Source organism: Klebsiella sp. HC6, from assembly GCF_022605325.1.
Classification (GTDB): domain Bacteria; phylum Pseudomonadota; class Gammaproteobacteria; order Enterobacterales; family Enterobacteriaceae; genus Klebsiella; species Klebsiella terrigena.
Genome location: NZ_CP093276.1, coordinates 5,583,548 through 5,600,204, shown reverse-complemented (window position 1 = coordinate 5,600,204; position 16,657 = coordinate 5,583,548). Strand labels below are relative to the sequence as shown.

The following is a 16,657-nucleotide window of genomic DNA, read 5'->3' as shown; positions in this document are numbered from 1 at the left end:
TTTCTCGGGTTTTAGCGCGGCGTTTACGTCGCGAAAGGGAGGTGAATACTCTGTGTTTCCGCTTCATGTGTGCTAACTCCGCGTTTTTTCGCTGGAAAAAGCCCAACCAGGTAGAGTATATGTTTAAGTACATGTTTAATTAGGGTAACGGAAGTTTTATCCCTAAGAACGATTGTTTTATCTGTAATAGGTAATTTATTCAATACGTTAATTGAGGTGGTGCCGTAATTATGGACACTTTCTGTCCTCACGACGAGGTCTGCTCGAAGGACCTTAGGCTGACGCTACCGAGATGACTATCAAGACAAATCATGACTAATGTTAGTTAAAAAAATAGCACCTGATACCTGCACATAAAGCAAACAATTTTTCTATACACCGACAAAATTTATTGATATACAAATATCAAATATATTAATAATTGTAACATGAGGTGTCTATGTCAGGCTCTGGTGGGGGTAGCTTTGGCGGCCAGTTCGGTCAGGATGATTTTGAAGTGACTTGTGAAAAACTTACGATTGATACTCAGTTAAGTTCGCCTGATCCGCATGTCGTAGCGCAGCTGTCAATCGGCGTGATTATGGGGATTATGCAAATCAATTCAAATGGGACTCTGCTAACGGTTGCTATGCACAACGGTATGCAGGCTGGGGGTATCGCTTCTCCCTACATCCAGCGCCTCCGTGACTGTATGAGTAATGGTACTACCTATGTTGCTAAAGTGACCGCCATTAACGGTGGTCAGGTCAGGGTCAGTGTGTACGCGATATGAGCAACAGCAAAACGGTCAGTACGGAGATCATAACTATTGCAGGCGGTACCTATCATGAAATTATCCTTTATCCAGGAAATCACCAGGTTTACGGTTCAGCGGGAAGGGCGGCATCAGCACTGGCAACGCTCGGTGTAAACGTTGATTTGTACACCTACGCTGATGAAGTAGTCAATTCGGTTCTTCGAGAACGCGCCTGTTTTGAAAACTTCACGCTTCATACGAATGAAGTACGTGAATCCGTCATATTCCATTATGAGCATGGGCTGGCGGAACCTCGAATTTTCAATTACCCGGACACCCCTTACCCGGCCATTACAGTGAAAGCGCCCTGTATTCTACGCTATGGAATGCTGGAGGGATCCGCTGTAATCGACGCGGAATACGCAGTATATGATCCCCAGAATGTGACCAATCCGGAGCCATTCACAGCAAACGGATCCAGAGCAAAGCACCTCGCATTGATCCTTAATCGCTATGAGGCGAAGACCCTTAGTGGTCAGAGTGAATTATCCGACAGAGAGCATGCAGAGTTTCTCTACGAAAGTGGTCATGCCGAAGTCATCATTATCAAGCAGGGCCCAGCCGGTGCACTCATCTGCGATAAAGGGAAAATATCCTATATCCCTGCCTATGAGACAAGTCGGGTCAACAAAATTGGATCTGGTGACGCATTCGTAGCCTATTTTTCCCGTGAGTGGATGCTGAACAAAAAAACAGCCCACGATGCTGCGAATTATGCCTCACTTGCCACCGCATGCTACTGCGAAAGCGGACTTTTTCCTTCAGCAGAAGGGCTGGCTGCTTTCAGTTCCAGCCCCATCAAGCTTTCTCAGGCGTTCATTGAGGGTGGCAACAGAAAAGTCTATCTGGCTGGCCCCTTCTTTACCTTGGCACAGCTCTGGCTTGTTGAGCAAGCGCGACGGAACCTGAGCGATCTTGGGCTGGACGTTTTTTCCCCCTACCACATGGTTGGACACGGACCCGCAGAAGAAGTAGTCGAAAAGGATCTTGATGCGATACGGCAGGCCGACATCGTTTTTGCAATAGGTGATGCACTCGACTCCGGCACCATCTATGAAGTCGGTTACGCACGGGCGCTAGGCACCCCGGTGGTGTTCTATGCCGAGAACGAATCGGAAGAGGATCAGAAAATGATGGAAGGATCAGGATGTATCTTGAGCAAAGATTACGTCACAGCAATTTATAAAACGCTCTGGGTGGCCGCTCAAAAATGAAAACCGCACTTTTACTTTCTGGCGGAATGGACTCCATTGCTATTGCCTGGTGGAAGCGCCCGGATATAGCACTGACACTCGACTACGGTCAGCAAGCCGCCAATGCCGAAATTAAAGCTGCCACTGCCACCTGTGAGGCCCTTGGAATTGAGCATCACATTATACGCATTGACTGCCGTTCGCTGGGATCAGGGGATATGGCTGGTACCGCTATGGATCCGAATGCACCATCGAGCGATTGGTGGCCGTATCGTAACCAGATGCTCATCTCGCTGGCGGCCATGAAGGCAATAACGCTTGGCGTCACGCACCTGTGGATCGGCACAGTGAAGTCAGATGAAACGCATCTAGATGGTACCATAGGCTTTATCAGCAGAATCAGTGAGCTTATGTCGTTTCAGGAAGGAGGCATGGTTGTCGAAGCTCCGGCAATTACGTTATCAACCTCTGAGTTGATCAGAATTTCAGATGTTACGCCAGGTGGCCTCGCTTGGGCCCATAGCTGCCATAAGGCAAACATCCCATGCGGCAACTGCCGGGGGTGCAATAAGTATTTTCAGGTTCTGGATGATGTCGGATATGACTTGGACCGTTCCCGCTAGTCCTGTTCCTCGTGAACAGCCACTCAGCTATCAACCCGTTAACTGGCCCGCCGGAGATCCGTTTTTTCTGCCGTCTCCTTCGGAGAATGCAGTGCTTCCCGGATTGAATGATGTGATCGAAACCCGTAGAACACAGCGAAACTTCAGCCACGTCAGTCAGGCCCAGCTATCTCACTGGCTATGGCTAACCGGCAGAGTGATGGCTGTGGGACATTCAAGCTATGGCTTTCCACTAACTCAACGCCCCGTCCCCTCCGCTGGGGCCATACATCCTATTCACATTATTCTTTCCCTCCCTGAACGGGATGGGTGGCAGCTGTATCTGCCTGACATGCACGCGCTGGCACCGCTTCGGATCCCTGAGCAGACCCGATTCGAAATACGCGATGAGCTTTTGCCGGTAATTGATATCCAGAGCGGAATTATTGTCAGACTTATCGCTGAGCCGGGAAAAACGTCAGCAAAATATTTAGATGCTGATAGCCTTGTTTGGCGCGATTCTGGTGTTCTTGTTGGGCAGATGGCGCTTGTTGCCGAAGCGCTGGAATGCAATTTTTGCCCGCTGGGCATTACAGGCCATGACTGGTGCTCCGGATTAAAACTGGAAGGTCGTCTGGCTGGTACCGGACTGGCGGTTTTTGGCTCGCGATGAACGAGGGCGCAATTTCGCAAGAGGCTGGCCGCGCATGTTTTCGATGAGACTGAACACCGTACTGGAAGAGGCCTGCATTTCATACCAGATAAGCGCATCCAGCTCGGATGCTTTTACGCCCATAGCTTCACTGAACTCCAGAAATATTTGTTCCAGCTTCAGGTAGTCACGTTCAACAGTAAGGTCTCCCGGGAAAAAACCTGCAAGTAATCCCGCCCTAAGGATGTGAATGTCCAGAATAGCGACATCATCTGCACAGAGCCAGTTACGTGCTATCCATGATGCCGTTTTATGACCAATACCGGGAATGGAGGTCAGCCAGTCTCTGAGAGCACGGCCCGAATCCGTCGGCGGCATCTCTACATCCAGCCTGTTTAGTGCAACCGAGAGATAGCGCGATTTTTGCCGAGCAAAGCGGTAACGCACTGATTTGTTACCAGTTTTAATGGGCTCTGATAGCCATTCGTAAAGAGTGGCTTCAGATGGTGGCTGAGCATCAAACGCACCGCAATCCTTCAGCTTATTGAATGCGGCAAGGCCTATCGCAGCTGGTATGCCGTGTCCACCCAGCAGGCAGGCACCCACTTCCTCTTTGAGCGTTCGCCCAAGCTTGAAATTGACGGCATTGACTTCCAGACGACGGGCGAGTATTTGATAGGCCCAGTACGCTGGCGATGGGAACGCCTCAATTCTTCCCCACCGAACACCCGGCAGGATATCCTGTTCCGGAGCTGGAAAGTCAAGATTGATAATTGTCGGTCCAATGAAGACCGCTCCGCGCTGCGTCATACAGTCTCCAGACCATAAGTTTCGTTCAGCCAGTTGATCAGTTCGTTGCGCTCTGCGGGTTCCATTCGTTCTATGCGATCATAAAGCCGAGTGCGTCTGCGGGCCAGAGTCTGTCTTTCCCGATAACTGCTGCCCATGTATCGCGCGTCATGCAACCTGTCAGGAACATCAAAGTTCATCCATACGCATTCTTCACGCACGCTCGTATGAGTCTTGGCGTTAAATCGCTCGCAGCGCCATCCGCTCAGCATTTCGTCATAGATAGGATTTCCGTAACCGGATATCATGACCATGCAGGGCAACCTGGCAAGCACTTGCAGCAACCGGCGATGATCGTCATCTGAATATTCATGACGATAGATTTTGCTACGTTTACGCGTGCTATGAACATAGGGTGGGTCGGCGTAAACCAGTTCACTACCCTGATACGGAAACGTACTGAGATACGCTATAGCGTCATCCTGAATGAGTTCGCAGGGAATATCCCCGCCGCGCCATACATCAATAACCTGTTGGTCAATATCGATTCCAATATTACGGGCTGCTGGCCGTTTGTTGCGCATCACAGCTCCTCCACCAAGGTGGGTTTCAATATATGTCTCGTGCACTGGCATCAGGTTGATGAGTCTCTGATAGCACTTGCCTTTACCACCGGGATATCTCATGCGCTAATCATCGTCATTTCTGACGATGATGTCAATTACAATCGGTATTGGTGTACGCGCTCCTTTACTACAAGGTACATAATCAATAACTTGATAGTTCGTTTTATGTAAACTCTATTGCATAGCTGTTCGCACTAACGCATAGCAACGTGATGATTTAAAAAATATATTGTCTCGTTACAGGAATAGATGCGATAGATAATTTATTCTGCTCAATGATGGATGCGACGGATGCATTTTCACTTCCAGGGTGCAGCACGGACGAGCACTCGCCCGGAACTCTTTAACGATGATAAAACCTGGGTAGTTTGCTGGCACAGAGGATTCATTCCGAATAACAGGGACGAATCTCAGCCCCGGGTTTACATTTCTCACGTCTGCGCTTAAGCAGGCTGATTGCTATATTCTGCCCACAGGAGCCTGTATGACACGCAGCAAAGAACAGCTCTGGTCTGAACGTCAGGGGAACAATACCCGTAGGCCAGATGAAATAAGGTCGGAATACGAACGTGATCTTTCCCGACTAATCCACTCTTCCGCGTTCAGGCGATTACAGTCGAAGACACAGGTGCTGGGGCTGGGCGAGAGCGACTTCTACCGCACACGGCTGACTCACTCTATGGAGGTAGCGCAGATTGGCAGCGGCATCCTGTCTCAGCTGAATATACGCTATCCCGTTGGGGTAGCGACTGAGGCGGAATTCCTGCCTCACCCAAGCCTTATGCAGGCTATCTGCCTTGCCCACGATATCGGCCATCCCCCCTTCGGTCATGGCGGTGAAGTTGCGCTTAACTACTGCATGAGAGCCTATGGAGGCTTTGAGGGTAACGGACAGACGCTGCGTATACTCACCCAACTGGATAAGTACACCGAGTCCAACGGGCTGGATCCGACGCGCAGGCTTATTCTAGGCGTGCTGAAATACCCGGCAAGCTACTCTGAGGTAGTCAACGAGAGCGCTTACGGCCAGTCACAGTCAGGAAGCCGTGAATGGCTGTTTAAATCCTCCGGCTTTAAGCCCCCGAAATGCTATCTGGACTCCGAAGCGGATATTGTCAGCTTCGCACTCCAACCTTTTGATAATGATGATGCGCTGTTATTCAGATCCGGAAGAAAGACCACCGAGCCAGTTGAGCACAGGAAAACGAAATATAAAGCGCTGGACACAACGATCATGGACTTAGCGGATGAGATCTCCTACTCACTCCATGATCTTGAGGACGCGATTTCACTGAGAATGATCGACAAAAGCATGTGGATGGACTACTTCAGTGACAAGTCGCATCTGTTTGAAGCATGTCAACGTAGCTCGTTTGACCTGACCGCTGAAGACGTAGCCGATAAGCTGTTCGGCAGAAGCTACCTTCGCAAGGAATGCATCGGAACGCTGGTTCATCTGATGATCACAAGTGTCACGCTTAAGGTGCAGCATCCTGATTTCAAGTGCGGAATGCTTCGCTATAAAGTGGCACTACCTGCCGAAGTCGAAGCCCTGCGTGAGGCCATTTTCAGTCTGGTTGAGGACAAGGTTATCCGGCACGAAAACGTTCAGCTACTGGAGTTCAAAGGCCAGAAGTTGATTGTAGAGCTGTTCAATGTGCTGGCAAGCGACCCCACACGTTTTCTCCCGGCAGAGACGTGTAAGAAGTATAGAGAAGCTGAAAAAGCTGACGATAAAAAAATGCGGGTCATCAGCGACTATGTTTCAGGTATGACGGACGAGTACGCGACCCGGATGTATGAGAAAATCTTTGTTCCGCGCAAAGGATCAATCTTTGACAGACTCTGATGTTCCCCCTGTACATGGCAAAACCGTGAGCACGATGCATTAGAAGTTGGCACTGGCCCTGTTTTCAGGGGGCTCAATCCTTATCAGTATTGTCGGGTTCTATGGCTTTTTTTGAGGTAGCATAAGCTCCATTGCTAACTCAGCATACTGCGCGTCACTGGGCCGGAAAGTCACGGTTACTGAATAAGTGTCAGATGCAAAAAAAGCGGGGGTAGCACCCCGCTTTGGTATTTTTGGTAAGTAGCAACCCGGAGGCGGGAAGCTTTGATTATCCTAACCTCAACTGCGCTATATATACAAATTTTTGAGCCTGTCTGTAATTTTGTGTAAATTTTCATTTGTTAAATGGTGATCGATCAGGAGGTTTCGGCACTGCAAGCCACTCCATTAAAAATCATTTTCCCACTACAGCACATCTGATTTTTTTCATCTGTTTTAACTTAAAATCATTTCTAATCAATTAGATACTATTTGGTTCGGACGATGTGCTGTAGCGGGATGTATCAATTATCTAGTGATAAAAGATAGTTGAATTATTTATACTAATACTGATTAGTGGAATGATGCATACTAAATGGTTTGAAATCCTGCAGGTCAAGTTTTTGATATATATAATAATCGAATTATGTATGATGGTACTATGTGGAGGCACTCTAATGATCCAGGTAATTATTGAGAAATGTGGGGATAGCCCGGTACTCAAAATACCAGAAGAAATTATGGAAAAAGCTGGCTTCAGTATCGGTGATGTTATTGATATTGAAGTCAAAAATGGCTGCATCATTATTTTCCTAGCGGAACTGGTTACATATTCCCTTGAAAATCTTATTGAGGGAATTTCTGAGATTAATCTTCAAAACAGAGTTGACTTCAGGCCGCCAATAGGCAAAGAGTTGCTCTGATTTTCTGCAAGTCCAATTCCAGCAAGTTGGTATGGTTGCGGTGAGCCGTCTCTGGGAGAAGACGGTAAACCAATTTACCAGAATAATGGTATGCCGAATTTGGCGACTGTGCGGCACATGGAGCTCAATATGTTGCAGTAAAAAGGCCAGTACCGAGCGTAAGCAGAAGATTGCGGTGATGAATAGCACCTATCTGGAATAAGCCATACTGGCTGGTATCAATGGTACGAACAAAAACTGAGCATATATGCGGTTGCCCTGTATTTAGATGTGGTACAATAGATGCGCATTTCATACAAGGAGGCGTTGCATCGTGAAAATTGTTTTTGAGGTGAATGGAAAGAAAGTCCCGCTAAAATCATTAAAATATAAAAGCAAAGAAAATCAGCTCGAAGTAATGAGAAACTGGTTCTTTGCAAATTACGAGGATCCGACAAATTCTTGTCCGTATGATGGTAGAGAAGGTGGCTATGCTTACATATATGGCGGGCCATATGATGCAAGCGAAGAACTACAAGCCATGTTCGATCAATACATCAAGTTTGAGTATATCGAGGAGTTAGTAGATGAATTACAAATACAATGCTTTGACTGGTCTGGAAACTCAAATAATATAGATGATTGGTATGATGATGATATCTACAATGCTGTAACTTCTTCCGGCAATCCGTATATGAAATTCATTGACAATATCGATAAAATCAAAAAACTTGCAAAAGATAAAACTGAACAACAGCAAAAAGACCACTTGCTTAGTTTGCTCTACACGAATGTTATTACAGCTTTGGAAACGCTTTATGTTGAACTATTCATTAACTCTATAGAGAAAGATGATGTTTACATAGCGGATTGTATAGAGAAAGGTAAGACTGAATTTAGAGTAAGCAAAGAGATTGCTGCGTTGCCTTTCAAGGGTGAATCCATCGAGAAAATAAGAGAAGAGCTAATCAGGTCAATCAAGGAATACTTGATCAGTGCAAGCTGGCATAGCACTAAAAAGGTAATCGATCGCTATAAAGCTACATTCGACATCAAGGTGCAAAAAGACTGGCCGATAGAAGCTATTGAATTGGCAACCCTCAATCGAAATCACTTAGTACATCGTGGTGGAAAGGATAAAGAAGGAAACCCAGTAGTGATAACGGATCAGACTCTTGAAACGCTGATTGAGAATGCATTGAATCTAGTAAATGCGCTCTACAACAGCTTAGATGTAGCAACGAATAAAATTACCGTGCTACAATCAGATGAAAAATCGTTCATTCATGATTTTTAATAGAGCAGGTCATATATGGATATTCGTACACGAAAGACAATGTTTTTAGAGTCGTTACATTCAACTGAAGTGATCCGCAAGGCGGTAAGCCTCGCAATTGATTGCATAATTGAAAATAATATTAACGATGATGATACCCCCTTGGTTATTACCAGCTATAATGACTTCTGTAGGGATCAAGTACTAAATTCTGTACAGCAATTTTGCGAAGCTGCGTTCCCCAATACAGAGAAATTTTATTTTAATCCTAATATTCTTCACATTAATGGTAGGACTAGTGAGGAAGCCTGTATTAACTTAATTAAACTCTTAAGGCGTATGACAGGCATACTATTCTGGGCAGATGCCCCATCGTGGTTCGCTAACCTCCCCGACGGATTATTCCATGTTGTTAGCATTGATCAAAACACCGTTACTCGTGGCCTTAATAAGAAAAATTCTAAGCTGACAATAATAAAAAAAGAGTACAGCGCAGATACTCTACTACCAGAGCTATTTTTGAATGTCGAGCACATAGAGAAAACCAACGCAACCAACGTTTTTGATGCAGGCATGAAGTTCTATAATGAATGCCATGCTGGATTAATCAGACCAATACCCGCCCCAGTAGGAGCATCATTTGATGAAGAGATCACAATTACCTCTCCAGATTGGCAGAAGCTCGCGTGTGTAGCTTTACGCCGCTATCAGTCAAGTGAATGCCATGACGGAATGCAATGGGATACAACCGATGATGGTTGGATTGATGTAGTCGCATATCCATTTATCGAGGAAATACAGTCAATAGATAATAGCGGTCGGCGACAATGTTTAGTTGGGCTAGTCACAATAAACAATTCAAATGTAAACTTCCCGTACCTATCTACTGTTTGGATACATCCATTTTATCGTAGGAGAAAGTTATTAAGTGATTTATGGCCAAAATTACAAGAGCGGTATGGTAGTAACTTCGGAATTGAGCAACCTAATGCAAATATGAAAGCATTTTTGAAAAGCGTGAAACACGCAGATTACTAATGTATGAATCAGCCTGTGAAGTTAGGGAAGGTGTGAACAAGTGGGGTAACTGTCTTAATGTGATGCTATGCAGATTTCTAACATGCTAAAAATCTCAAAAGTACCCCATTCGTCACCTCTCTCATCAGTGGTAACTTTCATTTACCACTTTGGCACTCAGATGCCAATTGGGGGAGGGCAACCATCCCATTAACGCCAGTTACAGTTCAAAAATGTAAAGTTTTCTCCATGTTGCAGCATTAAATCCATTGAAAAACATTACAAAAAAATTAAAAAAATAAATTAACATAATGATTTTAATATATTTTTTATTGGATTTTTATTCTCAGGTAATCAGAACCGTTCTAATCAGTACGTATTGAGAACGGTAGTCCTGGAATCATAAACCCTGCTTCGGCAGGGTTTTTTTGTCCTGGCGAGGCCCGCCTTTCGCCTTCCTGCTCTCCGTTTCCCGTTTCTCGTTTCCCGTTGCCTCTTCTTCTTCTTCTTCTTCTGCTTCCTGCTCCCATTTCCGGACTGAACAGACCGCCGCGCCTGACGCCATATTTAAATAAATTAGTTTAATAAACAACGGATTAACTATTCTATCTTCGTTCAGCCGCTTTCCCGTACTCTGCTCACCGTCTTGCGAAACAGCCTTCTTATCCGGCCAGCGTCTTCTGCGCAGTCGATCACGTTTCATCGATATCAGCGCGCCAGGTTTGTGAGGATTATCTCTTTTCTGCATGCCGCTATTTGCTCATTGATGCCGTAACTAATATTTATTAGCTAATTATTATCAGCGGTAAGGAGCAGTGATGAAACAGCAGTGGAGCAAAGAGCAGGCGCAGGCGTGGTATCAGCAGCAGGGTTGGCTTTGCGGGTTTAACTATCTGCCTTCGACGGCGGTCAACTGGACCGATATCTGGCAGGAGGAGACGTTCGATGCGCCAACCATCGAACGTGAACTGGGCTGGGCGGCAGAGGCGGGCTACAACACGCTGCGCATCAATCTGCCGTTTATCGTCTGGGAGGCCGATCGCGATGGCCTGATGGCGCGCATCGAGCGTTTCCTGACAATTGCGGATAGCCGCGGCTTTAGCACCATGCTGACGCTGATGGACGACTGCGGCTTTTCGGGTGACGAACCCTATCTGGGGCCGCAAAAACCGCCGGTACCCGGCAAGCACAACAGCCAGGCGGCGGCGAGCCCCGGGCGGGACAAGGTGTGCGACCGCGACAGCTGGCCGCAGATCGAATGCTATATCCGCGACGTTATTCGCCAGTTCCGCGACGATAAGCGCGTTCTGCTCTGGGATCTCTATAACGAGCCGGGCAATCGCGGCATCTTTGCCACCGGCACGGTTGAAGTGCTGTACGACGAAAAGCTGGAAACCTATGCTCAGGAGCTGATGGAGCTTGCCTTCCGCTGGGCGAGGGAAGAGGACCCGACGCAGCCGCTCACCGTCTGCGCGTGGCGCCTGCCGGAGGAAGTTGAAGGAGAGACATTCTACCAGCACCCGCTGGATCGGGCCGCGCTGGCGCTTTCGGACGTGATCAGCTATCACGCCTACACCAATACCGCCCGCATGACGGCGATTATCCAGCAGCTCCAGCAGCTGGAGCGGCCGCTTTTTTGCACCGAATGGCTGGCTCGCCACGTCGGCAGCACCATCGAAGAGCAGCTGCCGCTGATGTATATAGCGAAAGTCGCACCTTACCAGTGGGGCCTGGTGCGCGGTAAAACCCAAACCTGGCTGCCGTGGCCGGTGGTGATGAAGGAGTCTGTCGATTACTGCCGGCTCTGGTTCCACGACGTCTTTGAAGAGAATGGGATCCCGTTCTCCCGCAAAGAGATTGCGCTTATGCGCAGGCTTCGTCACATTGCCCAGCCGTCACGGGCATAATAATAATATATCCGGCGGTGCGCCGCCGGGATTAGGGTACGCACTATGGCAACGACAATGAAAATACCGTCTCGCGAGTTGTGGTCTTATTTTGGCTATGGTTTAGGTCAGTGTTTTAGTTTTGGTTTAGTGGGCTCGTTTATTAACTATTTTTATACCGATGTGCTGGGAATATCGGCGCTGGCGGCGAGTACGATTTTCCTTATCGCACGCGCGTGGGATGCGGTTCACGACCCGCTGTTCGCCAGTATCATGGATACTATTAACAGCCGCTTTGGCAAGTTTCGTCATTTCCTGCTGATTGCGCCGCTGTTAATTACCGGGGTCACGCTGCTGGCGTTTTATAAAATCGAAGCCGACATGACCACCATGATTATCTACGCCGGGGTGACCTATATCCTGTGGGGCACGCTGTACGCGATATCGGATATTCCGTTCTGGTCGATGTCCTCGGTGATGACCAACGACTCCGGTCAGCGCACCCGCGCGGTGACGGCGGCAATGCTCGGCGTTAATGCCGGGATTGCCTGCGCCAATATCTTCTTCCCCAAGCTTGCGGCCTTCTTTGCTCAGTACAGCAACGATAAGGGCTATTTTATGGCGGCGCTGGTGATGATGATGGTCGGCCTGCCGCTGATGCTTAACGGCTTTTTCCAGATTAAAGAGCGCGTGCAGGCCGGACCGGAAAAGGTCACCATGCGCGATACCTTCCATAATCTGCGGCAAAATAAGCCGCTATTTATTGTCCTGCTGTCGTTCTTTTTCTGCATATTCCACAACGTCGCCGGCGGGATTTACATCTATTTCTTTATCTACAATATGGGCGACGGCGGGCTGCAGATGGCGATCGGTATTATGGGGATCGTCGCCGCGGTGCTGTGCCTCGTCGCCCCGATGCTGACGCGCAGAATGCAGAAGCGAAAGCTGTTCATGATCCTTTGCGGGCTGGATATCCTGGTGCGCGTGGTGATGTGGTTTGCCGGCTATCAGCACGCGATGTTGCTCTTTATTCTGCTGGGTTTAAGTACGCTGTTTGTGATGATGTCCAATATTCTGACCTCGTCAATGATTGCCGATACCATTGAATACGCCGAATATCACACCAACAAACGCTGCGCGGCGATTACCTTCTCCGGACAAACGTTTACCGGCAAAATGTCGGTGGCCGTCGGCGGCGGATTAATCGGCGTATTTCTGACCCTGATAGGCTACGTGCCGCAGGCGGCCAGCCAGAGCGAGAGCGTGCTGAACGGGCTGTTCTTCGGTATCTGCCTGCTGCCCGCAGTTGGCTCGCTGATTCGTATGGGCTGTATGTCACGCTACACCTTTACGGAAGATAAGCACGCGGAGATTTGTGCGTTACTGGCGGAGCGCCGACAGGCTGCGCGTCCGGAAAACGATAGTGAGGACAATCTGAAGCAGCCGCTGCCGATAAACTAGCTACGCCGATAAAATATACCGTCCGGGGAATCATTGAGAATACTCCTGTGCGGGATAGATCCTCAGGAGAAAATAGACCGGCAGGCCTGAATAGTCCTGCGATTATATCGCCGTGGGGTGCTGGCGCCGCCGTCCGGTCGCGCGAATAATATTGCTACTGTTGTTAATAACCCGTCCGTGACGATGGGCGGGTTATTATTGTCATCATCGTCATGCTTTATTCATAAACCCTAAAAATAAACTCTATTTAATTAAATAATAAAAGGCTCTACCGATGAATAAATTCTGGGTCGGCTGTTTTTTGACGTCTTTATTTACCCCTGTGGTCAATGCGCAGGCGCCGTTATCCCTTGAGGAGCGTCTGGCACAAATGGAACAACGGCTGAAGGCGACCGAGCAGCGGGCGGCCAGCGCGGAGGCGGAGATCGACGAGTTAAAACGTCAGGATACGCCGGCGGCGGTCGCCAGCGCCGCGCCGGCCAAACCCGCGTTACAGCTTAATGATTATGGCGATATCAAATTCTACGGCGACGTTGAGTTTAATATGGACGGCGCCAGCCGCACCGGCAGCCTGACCTCGATAAAAACCAGCGCCAATAAAAACTGGGCTCCGGGAGATAAAGAGCGCTGGGATATTAACGGACGAATTCTTCTGGGCTTTGATGGGTTGCGGAAAGGCGCTAACGGTAAATACGCCGGGTTTAGCGTGCAGCCGCTGGCGGATATGAACGGCAAAATGAATCTTGATGACGCGGCGTTCTTCTTTGGTCAGGAGGATGACTGGAAAATTAAAATTGGTCGCTTCGAAGCCTACGATATGTTCCCGCTTAATCAGGATACGTTTATTGAATATTCCGGCAACACGGCCAACGACCTGTACAGCGACGGCTACGGCTATATCTACATGATGAAAGAAGGGCGCGGGCGCAGCAGCAGCGGCGGTAACTTCCTGCTCAGTAAAACCCTCGATAACTGGTATTTTGAGGTCAATACGCTGGTGGAGGACGGCAGCTCGCTGTTTGTTGACCAGAGCTATCACGGCAATGCGCTGGATAATCGGAAAAACGCGGTTTACGTCCGTCCGGTGGCGGCGTGGCGTTCCGGCGCCTGGTCGGTCGCGGCGGCGCTGGAGAGCAACCTCGTGAATAACGCCTACGGTTACCAGAACCAGGAGGGGCGCTGGGTCGATCAGTCCAGCCGTACCGGCTACGGTATGACCCTCAGCTGGAATACGCAGAAGGCCGATCCGCAGGATGGGGCGGTGGTCAATCTGAGCAGCGCCTATCTGGATGCGGCGGACGAAAAGGACTTTAGCGCCGGTATTAATGCGCTATGGCATCGCGTGGAGCTAGGCTATATCTACGCGCACAACAAAATCGACCAGTTCAATATGTCCGGCGTGAGCGCGGAGTGCGACGGCGACTGCGCGATTCTGGCGCCGGGACGCTATGACATTCACACCCTTCATACCTCGTGGCAGCTGCCGAATATCATGGATATGCCGAACTTTAATATCTACCTCGGGGCCTACGCGTCGTGGCTGGACTCGTCGGCAGCCAAAACCGGCAATACCGATGAACGCTACGGCGCGCGGGTGCGTTTCAAATACTTCTTCTGATAGGGAAAACGGCCCGGGAGGATTTCCCGGGCCGCAGTCGTCAGCGCGGCTGCTGCGGAGGCCTGGACGGCAACGAGCGGGCGCGACGGCCCATCTCTTCGGCCTCCGCGCGCCTCAGCGTCGCGCGCGGGTTGAGCCGTCCGATCAAGCGAAGGAGCCAGGCCATTCCGGGCAGAATTTCCTCGCGATCGCGCTCCAGATCGCGAAGAGCAGCCTGGGCAAGCTTGTCTACGTCCATGAGGCGGGCGGTGTTCATCTCCTCCTGCCCCTTGTTGAAATTTGTTCTCGTTGCGGGTGGCGCCAGCTCGATAACCTTGATGTTCGATTGCCTGAGCTGCACCCGAAGCGACTGGGTGTAGGAGTGCATTGCGGCCTTGGTCGCGCAGTAGATCGGCTTCAGGGGGAGAGGAATGAACGCCAGGCCAGACGTCACGTTGATGATGGTGGCGGAGCCCTGCTGTTTCAGGTGCGGAAGAAGCTGCCCGATCAGCTGCAGGGGACCGATAAGGTTCGTGCGTATCTCTGTTTCCAGATCTTCCAGATCTTCCAGATCGCCGCGAGTATCGTTCAGATCGAGCCTGCGGCCAATGCCGGCGTTGTTGATCAGAATATTAACCTGCGGGAAGTCTCGCGTAACGACAAAGCAGAGACGCTTAATCGAAGCCGGATCGTTTTGATCGCAAACAAACGTATGCAGACCGGGCGCCGACCTGCGGGCGTCCGCAAGCCTCTCTTCCGCTCTACCGGTTACCAGCACGGTGTTGCCCCGGGCCAGCAGCGCTCTTGCAAGGGCGAGGCCTATCCCGCTGGTCCCACCGGTGATAAGTATTGTGTTACCTGATAAATTCACAGCGCTTCTCCATATTCCCATATAGCCCGCATGCCGCTTTTTCACCGAGGCCAGCGTGCGCGGTAGCCGGGCTTCTGCGTGCCAGCCTCTTGTTTGCAGCATAGGGAGCCGGGCCCCGGGCGTGAATGCCAAAAATGGTCAAATTCTTGCCCGATCCCAGCTGAAAGGGTAATTTTTAGTTTTTATTCAACGCAGCAGGCGGAGCAATGATCGATTTATTAGCCGCGGCACTTCTGCGCTACTCCGGGCGAATGGCCGGGGAGGGGATTATCCCGACGGCGATCGAAGGCATGGCAATTTTGCGATCCGATCGCCCAAAGCCGCCCGTGCACATCATCACGCGTCCGGCCATATGTATCGTTGCGCAAGGCGCCAAATGGGCAACCTTTGGAACCCGCCAGCTGGAGTATAAAACCGGCCAGGCGCTGGTGGTGGGGGTCGAAACTCCGTCCGTGGGGCGGGTTTTTGAGGCCAGCCCGGGTAAGCCTTGTTTAGTTCTCGCCCTTGAGCTGGATCTTGGGGTCATCCGCAGCGTTGTCGAAGAGCTTGACGATCCGCCGGCGCCCGTCGGCGAGCCGGGCTGCGGGGTGTTTGTCGCGGACATCGAAGGGCCGTTGGCCAACTGCGCGCTGCGGCTGGTCGCCCTGCTGGATACTCCGCGGGCCATTCCAACGCTTTACCCGCTCATCATGCGGGAGATGTGCTATTGGCTGCTGGCCGGCCCAAAAGGCGGCGAAATCGCGCGCCTGGCTTTGGCTAACCCATCGCAAAGCGTTATCGCCGCAATGCACCACCTCAGAATGAACTTCCGTCATGCCATGCGGCTCGACGAGCTGGCAGAACGCGCGCGGATGAGCCCCTCAGCGTTTCACCGCCACTTTAAGGCGCTCACCTCCCTGTCACCGATTCAGTATCAGAAGCAGCTCCGACTGCTTGAGGCCCGCAGGCTGATGTTTCTGGAAAATATGAATGTCGAGCGCGCGGCCTTTTCCGTCGGCTATGAGAGTCCGTCCCAGTTCAGCCGGGAGTATGCCCGTATGTTCGGCGCGCCGCCGAAGCGCGATGTGGCGCACATGCGCACGGCGCTGCTTCAGCAGGGCGAATCGTAGCCGAGATTGAGAGAGAAGGAAGCCGATCTCAGACCGCCTCCCGGCTGACGAA

At 50.1% G+C, this 16,657-nt stretch carries 16 protein-coding genes; 12 read left to right on the top strand and 4 right to left on the bottom strand.

All coding sequences use genetic code 11. The features are described 5' to 3' along the window. Positions 1 to 439: 439 nt before the first annotated feature. Genes MMW58_RS27005 through MMW58_RS26990 form a run of 4 tightly spaced genes read left to right on the top strand, consistent with a single transcriptional unit; the run spans position 440 to position 3,264 of the window. Entirely contained in the window at positions 440 to 772 is a 333-nt protein-coding gene (locus tag MMW58_RS27005; RefSeq protein WP_001514826.1) for a hypothetical protein, read from the top strand. Continuing rightward, positions 769 to 2,010: a PfkB family carbohydrate kinase gene (locus MMW58_RS27000; RefSeq protein ID WP_241722477.1), complete on the top strand. Its 1,242-nt coding sequence runs from the start codon at positions 769 to 771 to the stop codon at positions 2,008 to 2,010. Before MMW58_RS27005 ends, MMW58_RS27000 begins: the two co-directional genes overlap by 4 nt. Continuing rightward, the gene (locus MMW58_RS26995) at positions 2,007 to 2,612 is read left to right on the top strand and encodes a 7-cyano-7-deazaguanine synthase (RefSeq protein ID WP_016236833.1); all 606 of its coding nucleotides are present in this window, start codon (positions 2,007 to 2,009) and stop codon (positions 2,610 to 2,612) included. Before MMW58_RS27000 ends, MMW58_RS26995 begins: the two co-directional genes overlap by 4 nt. Next, positions 2,590 to 3,264 carry a nitroreductase family protein gene (locus tag MMW58_RS26990; protein WP_241722476.1) on the top strand — a complete coding sequence of 225 codons (675 nt, stop codon included), beginning with the start codon at positions 2,590 to 2,592 and terminating at the stop codon, positions 3,262 to 3,264. The genes MMW58_RS26995 and MMW58_RS26990 overlap by 23 nt, the downstream gene beginning before the upstream one ends. Here the strand turns inward: MMW58_RS26990 and MMW58_RS26985 are convergent. Both MMW58_RS26985 and MMW58_RS26980 read right to left on the bottom strand, forming a co-directional pair. Next, positions 3,208 to 4,053, bottom strand: coding sequence for an 8-oxoguanine DNA glycosylase (locus tag MMW58_RS26985; protein ID WP_241722475.1), 846 nt, complete (start codon positions 4,051 to 4,053; stop codon positions 3,208 to 3,210). The two genes, MMW58_RS26990 and MMW58_RS26985, sit on opposite strands and share 57 nt — an antisense overlap. Then, on the bottom strand, positions 4,050 to 4,616 hold the full coding sequence (locus MMW58_RS26980; protein WP_241722474.1) for a DNA adenine methylase: 567 nt from the start codon (positions 4,614 to 4,616) through the stop codon (positions 4,050 to 4,052). The genes MMW58_RS26985 and MMW58_RS26980 overlap by 4 nt, the downstream gene beginning before the upstream one ends. A gap of 526 nt (positions 4,617 to 5,142) precedes the next feature. Here MMW58_RS26980 and MMW58_RS26975 point away from each other — a divergent pair. The 4 genes from MMW58_RS26975 to MMW58_RS26960 all read left to right on the top strand — a co-directional run bounded on the left by MMW58_RS26975 (position 5,143) and on the right by MMW58_RS26960 (position 9,702). Further along, positions 5,143 to 6,507, top strand: a complete 1,365-nt coding sequence (locus tag MMW58_RS26975) for an anti-phage deoxyguanosine triphosphatase (RefSeq protein ID WP_241722473.1) — start codon at positions 5,143 to 5,145, stop codon at positions 6,505 to 6,507. Positions 6,508 to 7,163: 656 nt separating this feature from the next. Beyond that, the gene (locus MMW58_RS26970) at positions 7,164 to 7,409 is read left to right on the top strand and encodes an AbrB/MazE/SpoVT family DNA-binding domain-containing protein (RefSeq protein WP_241722472.1); all 246 of its coding nucleotides are present in this window, start codon (positions 7,164 to 7,166) and stop codon (positions 7,407 to 7,409) included. 313 nt (positions 7,410 to 7,722) lie between these two features. Further along, positions 7,723 to 8,685: a hypothetical protein gene (locus MMW58_RS26965; RefSeq protein ID WP_241722471.1), complete on the top strand. Its 963-nt coding sequence runs from the start codon at positions 7,723 to 7,725 to the stop codon at positions 8,683 to 8,685. A 15-nt stretch (positions 8,686 to 8,700) separates the two neighbouring features. Continuing rightward, positions 8,701 to 9,702 (top strand): hypothetical protein, encoded by a 1,002-nt coding sequence (locus MMW58_RS26960; protein WP_241722470.1) that lies wholly within the window; start codon positions 8,701 to 8,703, stop codon positions 9,700 to 9,702. Between the two features lie 379 nt (positions 9,703 to 10,081). Here the strand turns inward: MMW58_RS26960 and MMW58_RS26955 are convergent, their stop codons facing one another. Further along, on the bottom strand, positions 10,082 to 10,429 hold the full coding sequence (locus MMW58_RS26955) for a hypothetical protein (RefSeq protein ID WP_241722469.1): 348 nt from the start codon (positions 10,427 to 10,429) through the stop codon (positions 10,082 to 10,084). Positions 10,430 to 10,499: 70 nt separating this feature from the next. Here MMW58_RS26955 and MMW58_RS26950 point away from each other — a divergent pair, with 70 nt between their 5' ends. The 3 genes from MMW58_RS26950 to MMW58_RS26940 all read left to right on the top strand — a co-directional run bounded on the left by MMW58_RS26950 (position 10,500) and on the right by MMW58_RS26940 (position 14,646). After that, complete coding sequence (locus tag MMW58_RS26950) at positions 10,500 to 11,588, top strand: cellulase family glycosylhydrolase (protein ID WP_241722468.1); 1,089 nt, start codon at positions 10,500 to 10,502, stop codon at positions 11,586 to 11,588. Positions 11,589 to 11,633: 45 nt separating this feature from the next. Continuing rightward, positions 11,634 to 13,028 carry an MFS transporter gene (locus MMW58_RS26945; protein ID WP_133601243.1) on the top strand — a complete coding sequence of 465 codons (1,395 nt, stop codon included), beginning with the start codon at positions 11,634 to 11,636 and terminating at the stop codon, positions 13,026 to 13,028. A 274-nt stretch (positions 13,029 to 13,302) separates the two neighbouring features. Next, the gene (locus MMW58_RS26940; RefSeq protein WP_241722467.1) at positions 13,303 to 14,646 is read left to right on the top strand and encodes a carbohydrate porin; all 1,344 of its coding nucleotides are present in this window, start codon (positions 13,303 to 13,305) and stop codon (positions 14,644 to 14,646) included. 40 nt (positions 14,647 to 14,686) lie between these two features. Here MMW58_RS26940 and MMW58_RS26935 read toward each other — a convergent pair whose 3' ends face one another. Beyond that, positions 14,687 to 15,496 (bottom strand): SDR family oxidoreductase, encoded by an 810-nt coding sequence (locus tag MMW58_RS26935; RefSeq protein ID WP_241722466.1) that lies wholly within the window; start codon positions 15,494 to 15,496, stop codon positions 14,687 to 14,689. Positions 15,497 to 15,702: 206 nt separating this feature from the next. Between MMW58_RS26935 and MMW58_RS26930 the strand changes: the two genes are divergently transcribed. Continuing rightward, positions 15,703 to 16,605 carry an AraC family transcriptional regulator gene (locus MMW58_RS26930; RefSeq protein WP_241722465.1) on the top strand — a complete coding sequence of 301 codons (903 nt, stop codon included), beginning with the start codon at positions 15,703 to 15,705 and terminating at the stop codon, positions 16,603 to 16,605. Positions 16,606 to 16,657: the final 52 nt, after the last annotated feature.

Bases quoted from the DNA above. Each gene is read 5' to 3' on its own strand.
- MMW58_RS26930 (WP_241722465.1), top strand. From the start codon at position 15,703: ATGATCGATTTATTAGCCGCGGCACTTCTGCGCTACTCCGGGCGAATG.
- MMW58_RS26955 (WP_241722469.1), bottom strand. From the start codon at position 10,429: ATGCAGAAAAGAGATAATCCTCACAAACCTGGCGCGCTGATATCGATG.
- MMW58_RS27005 (WP_001514826.1), top strand. From the start codon at position 440: ATGTCAGGCTCTGGTGGGGGTAGCTTTGGCGGCCAGTTCGGTCAGGAT.
- MMW58_RS26990 (WP_241722476.1), top strand. From the start codon at position 2,590: ATGACTTGGACCGTTCCCGCTAGTCCTGTTCCTCGTGAACAGCCACTC.
- MMW58_RS26975 (WP_241722473.1), top strand. From the start codon at position 5,143: ATGACACGCAGCAAAGAACAGCTCTGGTCTGAACGTCAGGGGAACAAT.
- MMW58_RS26960 (WP_241722470.1), top strand. From the start codon at position 8,701: ATGGATATTCGTACACGAAAGACAATGTTTTTAGAGTCGTTACATTCA.
- MMW58_RS26985 (WP_241722475.1), bottom strand. From the start codon at position 4,053: ATGACGCAGCGCGGAGCGGTCTTCATTGGACCGACAATTATCAATCTT.
- MMW58_RS26945 (WP_133601243.1), top strand. From the start codon at position 11,634: ATGGCAACGACAATGAAAATACCGTCTCGCGAGTTGTGGTCTTATTTT.
- MMW58_RS26970 (WP_241722472.1), top strand. From the start codon at position 7,164: ATGATCCAGGTAATTATTGAGAAATGTGGGGATAGCCCGGTACTCAAA.
- MMW58_RS27000 (WP_241722477.1), top strand. From the start codon at position 769: ATGAGCAACAGCAAAACGGTCAGTACGGAGATCATAACTATTGCAGGC.
- MMW58_RS26980 (WP_241722474.1), bottom strand. From the start codon at position 4,616: ATGCGCAACAAACGGCCAGCAGCCCGTAATATTGGAATCGATATTGAC.
- MMW58_RS26940 (WP_241722467.1), top strand. From the start codon at position 13,303: ATGAATAAATTCTGGGTCGGCTGTTTTTTGACGTCTTTATTTACCCCT.
- MMW58_RS26950 (WP_241722468.1), top strand. From the start codon at position 10,500: ATGAAACAGCAGTGGAGCAAAGAGCAGGCGCAGGCGTGGTATCAGCAG.
- MMW58_RS26995 (WP_016236833.1), top strand. From the start codon at position 2,007: ATGAAAACCGCACTTTTACTTTCTGGCGGAATGGACTCCATTGCTATT.